This is a genomic window from Nostoc cf. edaphicum LEGE 07299, from assembly GCF_015207245.1.
Classification (GTDB): Bacteria; Cyanobacteriota; Cyanobacteriia; order Cyanobacteriales; family Nostocaceae; genus Nostoc; species Nostoc edaphicum_B.
The window spans coordinates 1-8,052 of record NZ_JADEXF010000111.1 but is presented as its reverse complement, the minus strand read 5'-3'; the positions used below and the strand labels follow the sequence as shown (position 1 = coordinate 8,052).

The 8,052-nt window shown below is 43.5% G+C and carries 6 protein-coding genes; 2 read left to right on the top strand and 4 right to left on the bottom strand.

The annotated features are described in order from the left end of the window. On the bottom strand, window positions 1–1,237 hold a 1,237-nt coding region (locus IQ229_RS05130; RefSeq protein ID WP_228013150.1), incomplete at its 3' end, for a serine/threonine-protein kinase. A gap of 70 nt (window positions 1,238–1,307) precedes the next feature. Here IQ229_RS05130 and IQ229_RS05125 point away from each other — a divergent pair. Beyond that, the gene (locus IQ229_RS05125; protein ID WP_194041862.1) at window positions 1,308–1,970 is read left to right on the top strand and encodes a hypothetical protein; all 663 of its coding nucleotides are present in this window, start codon (window positions 1,308–1,310) and stop codon (window positions 1,968–1,970) included. Window positions 1,971–2,102: 132 nt separating this feature from the next. Here IQ229_RS05125 and IQ229_RS05120 read toward each other — a convergent pair whose 3' ends face one another. The 3 genes from IQ229_RS05120 to atpD form a co-directional block, all read right to left on the bottom strand. Continuing rightward, on the bottom strand, window positions 2,103–4,232 hold the full coding sequence (locus IQ229_RS05120; protein WP_194041860.1) for an SPFH domain-containing protein: 2,130 nt from the start codon (window positions 4,230–4,232) through the stop codon (window positions 2,103–2,105). Window positions 4,233–4,510: 278 nt separating this feature from the next. Next, on the bottom strand, window positions 4,511–4,924 hold the full coding sequence (gene atpC, locus IQ229_RS05115; protein ID WP_194041858.1) for an ATP synthase F1 subunit epsilon: 414 nt from the start codon (window positions 4,922–4,924) through the stop codon (window positions 4,511–4,513). A gap of 129 nt (window positions 4,925–5,053) precedes the next feature. Continuing rightward, window positions 5,054–6,502 carry a F0F1 ATP synthase subunit beta gene (atpD, locus tag IQ229_RS05110; protein ID WP_194041856.1) on the bottom strand — a complete coding sequence of 483 codons (1,449 nt, stop codon included), beginning with the start codon at window positions 6,500–6,502 and terminating at the stop codon, window positions 5,054–5,056. Between the two features lie 553 nt (window positions 6,503–7,055). Here atpD and IQ229_RS05105 point away from each other — a divergent pair. After that, window positions 7,056–7,880, top strand: a complete 825-nt coding sequence (locus IQ229_RS05105) for a SirB1 family protein (protein ID WP_194041854.1) — start codon at window positions 7,056–7,058, stop codon at window positions 7,878–7,880. Window positions 7,881–8,052: the final 172 nt, after the last annotated feature.

Genomic DNA, 8,052 nt, shown 5'->3' with positions numbered 1-8,052 from the left:
GTTTGATTGTCTTATCCCAGCTACCACTAGCGAGAATCTGCCCATCTGGACTGAAAGCAACTGATTTTACCGCGTGTGAGTGTCCCAAGAGGGTGCAGATTTCTTTTAATGTCTCAACCTCCCACAATTTGATAGTTTTATCATCGCTAGCAGTTGCCAGAATTTGACCATCTGGACTGAAGGCAACGGATTTTACAGCTTGGGAATGTCTTGATAAGCTAGCTAGGAGTTTTTGGGTATTTAAATCCCACAATTTAACAATCTTGTCATCACTACCACTGGCTAAAGTGCTACTGTCAGGACTTATGGCAAGGGCATTCACACTACTTAATCTCCCAGAATGCCCAGTTAGGGTATCCAAACATCGCCAAGGAGGATTTGGTAATTTAAAATTTTGAGTTTTACATTCCATACCCATTGCTTGCATAACTTCATCAGCCGATTGAAAGCGGCGGTGAACAGCATTTTGCAGCAGCTTGTCGAGGATTTGGGCCAAGCGTAGACTCTTTACGTCTTGTCGCCAGACATTACTTACCTTAGTAGTAAGATATTGTTGCCAAACCCAGCAATCATTTGCAATATCATATAAATCAAAGGGAGGAATCTGGGTAAGTAAGTAAATACAACTTACACCCAAGCTATATAAATCACTAGCAAAAACGGCTTTTCCCTTCGTTTGTTCTGGTGCAGAGTATTCTGGACTGCCGATACTGGTTTCAAATGTTAGCCGATCAATTTCTGTGACGATTTTCGCACTACTAAAATCGACTATAACGAAATTTCCCTTCTTGGTAATTGGGGATCTACGGATGATATTGTGGGGTTTAATATCGCGGTGGATGATGTGGCGATCGCTAATAAACTGCAAAACTGGCAACAAATCTTCTAACAGTTGCCAAATCTGAGTTTCATTAAAAGCGCTTTCTTCTTCAACCACCTGAGCTAAATTAGTGCCTGCAATAAACTCTTGCACTAAATAAAAATGCCCATTCTGTTGAAAATAAGCTAATAAAGTTGGAATTTGCGGATGCTTTCCTAATTCCTCTAGCTTTTGCGCCATTTGCTGAAAATTTTTAGATATTTCGTATTCCAGCGATAATTCTTGAACGACGCAAGGAACTGGCGGAAACTGACCTTCGTCTATTGCGAGGAAGGTTTTACAGAATCCCCCTTTACCAATCTGCTTGAGTAAACGATAACGTTCTTGTAAAAGCAAAATTCTTTGCCTACATAGCATCCACAATAAAATATAGCTGTTTTTAGTTACTTAGAACTCGGAACTGCTTACGAATAACTATAAAATCAAGATGCAGAAATTCTTAGGTCTAACCGTTTGCTTATCTGCTGTTATCTCATTTGTGCCTACAGTAGCCTTTAGCCTTCCGCTCTCAGAAAACCAGACATTAAACAATTTAGCTGAAAAAGCTAAATTAGAGGTTTCTAAGACTACAGGAATCTCGGCTGACTACCTCAATGTAGTTAACAAAGCAACTCTAGATGATACTGGAATCACGCGGTTTAAGCTAATAGATACCCAAGGCAATATCTATGGCGTATCCCTTGATGCTGCTGGCAATCAAATTAATCAGAAAGTGTTAGAGCAGGCTATTCAAGTAATCAACAATAAAGGCTTCGTTGGCAAATTGGAAACCGAATTAGCGAATCGCATTGCTCAAGGAAGCAATACCCCTATCAGAGTCATTTTTCATCTAAAAGGAGAAACAGTTCAGCCTTATCAAGGATCGAACCCTACTGAGCATCAAAATCACTTAAATACTCTTAAATCTCACTATCAGGTAATTCAGCAACCTCTTGTAAACCAACTTAAGGAAAGTAAGCAACGGGTCATTTATCAATCTCTTTATACACCAATTGTGGTGGCGGAAGTTACCCCTTTGTTAATCCGAAAGATCGCTAGTCGTTCTGATGTAGAGCGAATCTATCTTGCGCGACGGACAATTAGAAGGTAAAACAATTGAATTTTAGTTTGCCAGAAGAGGCTGAACCTATCTCGTTGTAACTATTTCTTCCCCTGCCTCCCCTGCTTATCCAAACCGTATTGGGGGCGCACATATCTACGCCCCTACCAGATGTTGCTAATGTTACTTATCTACAGGAAAATTCACAACTATCGGTGGATGACCGTTTTCTGGGGTTGGTTGTGCTTTGGTAACTACTGGTTGTGGATGCAGAGGTGTTGGTGTTAATTCACCTTTACCAGTTTGATTCCATAAAATCATGGATAGTAACCCATCCACTAAGCCGTTATTGCTGCCATTACTGCCAACTAAGACATCTGGAATCAAACGAACATTGCGATCGCCGATAATCTGCATCAGTTGCATTGCTGTATAACCTTGTGAACCCAAGGCTTCCACACCAGCGCGGTAGGTTTCAGCCTTGGCGTTACCTGTGGCACGGATACCTTCAGCCTCAGCAATTGCCCGGAGTTTTGTACCCTCGGCTTCACCGTTCGCCTCCTTGATTTGGGCTTGGGCTTTCAGATCAGCTATATGCACACTCTGCTCCGATTTCACCATTTCTTGCTGAATATCCGCCAGTGCCGTTTCCCGGACAAGCTGCTGCCGTTGGGTTTGCGCCATCTGCTGAACTTCATAAGTCTTGCGTTCTTCTTCAGCAATTTTCCGGTCTGTCTGTGTCTGCATTAGTGATGCTGGTGGCTGAATATCACCGATCAGGGTGTCGATCGCTTGCACGTCATAAGCCCGCAATGCTGTTTTAATATACTCAGCAGCCTCAGCTTGTCGTTCGCTCCGAGCAGTGAGAAAGTCTAGTACAGTATAGTCTTGGGCTGAGTTGCGGAAATAATTACCGATAGTTGGTTCTAATACATGGTCTACTAGATTTTGCATGGCACCAACGCGAGAAATTACCTTTGGAGCATCTAAAGCACCCACATGGATAATTTGTGCTACTTCCAAATCAAAGGCAAACCCATCTCGCGATCGCACTGTTAAGGAAGCCAGTTGAGCATCATAGCTGTGGCGTTCGGTGCGATCTGACCAATTTAAGACAATGTTAGTCGTTGGCACCAGTTCCATCTTCATGATCCGGGAATTAATCGGATGTTTGCCAGGATACAACGGTTCGACCCACACACCTTTATGTCCAGGATTCACCAAATTACCGTGGGTGAAAGCTGCACCGCTAACATCTTGATGTGCCTTGCCCACGAAAGAAATCACCACACCTACATACCCAATGGGAATTTCCGTCATCGGCACTTGCTCTACCTGGACAAACCAAGGGTTCAAGTTCCAAGAACCCGAAAGCAATATCTGTTCTTGTAAACCTCGCCGCCCACCGCCATTAATAAATTTCTGACCATTTTGGAAGTTGTCATGTCCGTCAATTATCGGGCCTGCGAGTTCACCTGCGGAAATTGGTACACCATCTAAAGTAGTGACAATGCCAACTTTATCCGATGCCAGACTGTAAACCCGCAACTGTTCTGGAGTCATGCCATGAGCGCTGGCATTTGATGCCATGATGACTTTAAATAGGGCAGTGTTGATCCGGTATGTACCAGCCGTAAGAAAACCCATTTGCCGCCCTTTCTCGCCACCTTCGATGAGGAATTTTCGAGCATCTTGGAAGTTGTCACAACCCACGATTTTACCTAAAATTCGCTCTGGTGGGTTGGGTTGACCATCTGCTGCCACAATCAAAGCAATTTCCCCTTGGGGAACGACAATTACCGATTCTTTCTTTACAGAATACTGCCAAGGCCAATAGCCCCAATGCCAACCAGGAGCTAAAGTATCTGCTTGCAAGCCAGCTTCGCCGTTGAGGGCAATTAAACTGCCGGCGGGGAGTCCACGCCCGGAAAGGGTAAATTTCCTCACTACAATGCCAACTTCCCGTTCGCCAATAACTACTAGTCCCCCAAAGAATAGGGGGACGAATATGACTAAACCGCCAACAAGTAGAATGGGAACCACTACAACAGGATTAATGCCAGCAGCTTGATATTGAGTCCTGCTAGTTTGTAACTGAGCAATATTTGGTGTGGTCTGGTTTAGCTGGACAGTCGCTGAAGTAATTTCTTTTGCAGTAGTTGTTTTGACAGAAGTAGCATTGGCAGAGTGAATACTACCAGCGTTCGTCAAAGACGTTGGCGCAGCGATCGCTAACGTTGCTACGATCGATGCTGCAAAACAAGCTACCTGATTTTGTTTACGAGTACCAAGCAAAGATGAAAGGCTTTTCATAATCTGTGCCCATCTGGGCAACTAATTAGCTAAGTTAACACTTCACCAAGGCTTGCCTCGATTTCTTAAACTTGACGTAATTTTTTTTTAATAAATAAAAAGTCAGAATTCAGAATTCAGGATTCAGAATAGTCTATCCGTAAAGAGATGGAGTGTTAGCAGCCGTACAGAATTCATTCTGAATTCTGGCTCCTGACTCCTGTATCCTGATTTCTTCTTAATAAATATTTTGTAGGTTGGAAATTGCCCAACCTACAAAGTGGAAATATAAAGTTAAATTAGACTGAACCGCCAGCAGCTTGAAACCGAGCGCGGGCCCGTTTGAAGGCTTGAGTTGCCTGAATTTGAGCTTGGCGATCGTCTGCGGAAACTTGACTTAGACGTGTTTCTGCTTGGTTGTAAGCAGTACGAGCTTCATCAAGGTTAATTTTGTCGCCACGTTCAGCGCCGTTAACCAGAATTGTCACTTCATTTTCTTCGACTTCGGCAAAGCCACCCAAAAGAGCGATCGCTTCCCAATTCTGATTTTTAGCGCCACGAACTCGCATGACACCAGTATCTAAAGCAGTCAAAAGTGGTGCGTGTCCAGTTAGGATACCTAGTTGACCAGTAGTGCTAGGCAAAACAACTTCTTCAGCTGGAGCATCCCAGACTGTTTTATCTGGGGAAATTACACGAACGGTTAATGTCATTTGTCTTTTGTCCTTTGTCCTTTGTCCTTTGTCCTTTGCCTTTTGTCATTTGTAATTGCCATTAGTCATTAGCAGTTGAACTAATGACTAATGACTAATGACTAATGACTAATGACCAATGACTAATGACTAACCTTTGATTTTTTCAGCTTTGGCGATCGCTTCGTTAATATCGCCAACTAAGTAGAAAGCCTGTTCTGGTAGAGCATCTAACTCACCAGACAGAATCTTTTGGAACCCTTTGATAGTGTCTTCCAACTTCACGTACTTACCAGGAGAACCGGTGAATACTTCTGCCACAAAGAACGGCTGAGACAAGAAACGCTCAACTTTCCGGGCCCGCGCGACAATGAGACGGTCTTCTTCAGACAATTCATCTAGACCGAGAATGGCGATAATGTCTTGGAGTTCTTTATAACGTTGCAGAGTTGATTGCACCGCCCGCGCAGTACTGTAGTGTTCGTCACCAACAATATTGGGCTGAAGCATGGTGGAAGTTGAACCAAGGGGGTCAACTGCGGGATAAATTCCCTTAGCTGCCAAACCACGAGATAGTACTGTTGTACCGTCTAAGTGGGCGAAGGTAGTAGCAGGTGCGGGGTCAGTGAGGTCATCCGCTGGTACGTACACTGCTTGGATGGAGGTAATCGAACCCTCGGTAGTCGAGGTAATCCGCTCTTGTAGTTCACCTACATCAGTTCCCAATGTGGGCTGATATCCCACCGCTGAAGGCATCCGACCTAGTAGCGCCGATACTTCTGAACCTGCTTGTACAAACCGGAAAATGTTGTCAATAAACAACAGCACATCCTGCTTGTTCACATCGCGGAAGTATTCTGCTACTGTCAATCCTGAAAGACCAACCCGCATTCTAGCTCCGGGTGGCTCGTTCATTTGACCGTAAACTAGAGCAATTTTTGATTCGTTGAGGTTGTCTTTGTTGATAACCCCAGATTCAATCATTTCATTGTAGAGGTCATTACCTTCACGGGTGCGTTCACCCACGCCAGCAAAAACGGATACTCCACCATGCTGAGTAGCGATGTTGTTGATCAACTCCATCATGATCACGGTTTTACCAACACCAGCACCGCCGAATAGACCAATCTTACCGCCGCGTCGATAGGGAGTCAGAAGGTCAACAACTTTAATCCCAGTCTCAAACACGGAAGGCTTTGTTTCCAGGTCAGTGAATTTGGGAGCAGAGCGGTGGATAGGTAAACTTGCCTCAGCATTTACAGGACCTCTGTTGTCCACAGGTTCGCCAAGGACGTTGAAAATCCGGCCCAAAGTGGCTTTCCCAACTGGTACGTTGATGGGAGCGCCTGTATCGGACACCTCAAAACCGCGCACTAAGCCTTCGGTGGAACTCATCGCAACAGTCCGCACCTGGTTGTCGCCCAGCAGTTGCTGTACTTCAACGGTGATGTTGATTTCCTGTCCAGCTTCGTTGGTGCCAACGATTTTCAAGGCGTTGTAGATTTGTGGCAATTTCCCGCCGGGAAATTTAACGTCTACAACTGGGCCAATGATTTGGGTAATGTAACCAATGTTTGTTTTTTCTGCGGTTGTTACCATGCTGCGCCTAATGAGTGAAGCTAGATTTCAAATAAGGTCGGAGAAGACATAAGAATAAGCAATGTCACCTTTCACTCTAGCATCGGACGGGGACATAACTCTCTTAGTAATTCCTTAAAAAGGAGTTTGGCGGCTGTGGTTGCGATCCTCATCCTGACCAGATTGACAGAATATGCTCAAGTTGATCTTAATCTCATTTTTTCAGATGCGATCGCCCTAGTTACCATATTTTGTATCAAAAAATACTACTCTACATTACTTAAATACTTCTACTTGCAAGCAAAAAGCTAGATATTTGATGTCTAACTTTGTCCTTGAAATAATGCGTATTTTGTATTAAGTTATGTACTTTGCGTGGGTACAGCCCATCGAAGACATCACCAACACAGCATTTGCTAAAAGTTAGTAATAGATATATGTAAACTACATTTCCAAAACTTCTGAATATCCATAAGATGAAGATAGATATAAGAAACAGTTTTTAGCCAAGCCGTGATGCCTGAGTTAAGCGTATTTGCGGCTTCATCCTCACACCTCCACCGAGCAATAGCTTATGAATTTCTCGTCAGCACGACAATATTTTTACCAAGAGATTCAGCAGTCTGACGAGCAAATTGACCTAGCAAAGGCAGCTTTGTACATTGCACAAGAAGAATATCCCAAGCTAGACCTAGAGGAATATCTCAACGCCCTTGATACAATGGCATGGGAAGTTCAAGAACGTCTGCCTGATTCACGCTATCCTTTGCGAATAGTTCAAACTATTAATCAGTATCTCTACGATGATTTAAAATTTTCTGGTAATAAAATTGACTATTACGACCCACGCAACAGCTTTTTCAATGATGTAATCGATCGCCGATTGGGGATTCCCATTACCTTAGCGCTGGTTTACCTGGAAGTTGCTCGACGGATTGATTTTCCGATGGTCGGTATAGGTATGCCAGGACATTTCCTGATCCGCCCAGATATTCCTGATATAGAGATTTTTGTGGATGCTTTCAATGGTGGTGAAATAATATTTACCCAAGATTGCGAAGAACGCCTATCTCAACTTTATCAGCAACCAGTGACGCTACAACCAGAATTTTTGGCTGTAGTTAGTAATCGGCAATTTTTGGCCCGGATGTTGACAAATTTAAAATTTATTTACCTCAAACAGCAAGAGTTAGAAAAAACGCTGGCAGCAGTTGAACGAATTTTGTTGTTGTTTCCTGGTTTAACTTTAGAATTGCGCGATCGCGGATTGATCTACTATCAACTCGGTTACTACCCTCAAGCCGTAGACGACCTACAAAATTATTTAGCAAAAGTTCCCGATGCCGAGGATGCATCTGTGATTCGGCGGCTGCTTACCGAATTGGGTAAAGACAAGTAGGGAATAGGGAGTGGGGACTGGGGACTGGGAAAATTTTAGTAAGCCAATGACAAATGACAAATGACAAATGACAAATGACAAATGACAAATGACAAATGACAAATGACAAATGACAAATGACAAATGACAAATGACAAATGACAAATGACAAATGACAAATGACAAATGACAA

What these genes read in the sequence shown, in the direction of transcription:
- IQ229_RS05105 (WP_194041854.1), top strand. Translation starts at nt 7,056, where the DNA reads ATGAATTTCTCGTCAGCACGACAATATTTTTACCAAGAGATTCAGCAG.
- IQ229_RS05120 (WP_194041860.1), bottom strand. Translation starts at nt 4,232, where the DNA reads ATGAAAAGCCTTTCATCTTTGCTTGGTACTCGTAAACAAAATCAGGTA.
- atpD (WP_194041856.1), bottom strand. Translation starts at nt 6,502, where the DNA reads ATGGTAACAACCGCAGAAAAAACAAACATTGGTTACATTACCCAAATC.
- atpC (WP_194041858.1), bottom strand. Translation starts at nt 4,924, where the DNA reads ATGACATTAACCGTTCGTGTAATTTCCCCAGATAAAACAGTCTGGGAT.
- IQ229_RS05125 (WP_194041862.1), top strand. Translation starts at nt 1,308, where the DNA reads ATGCAGAAATTCTTAGGTCTAACCGTTTGCTTATCTGCTGTTATCTCA.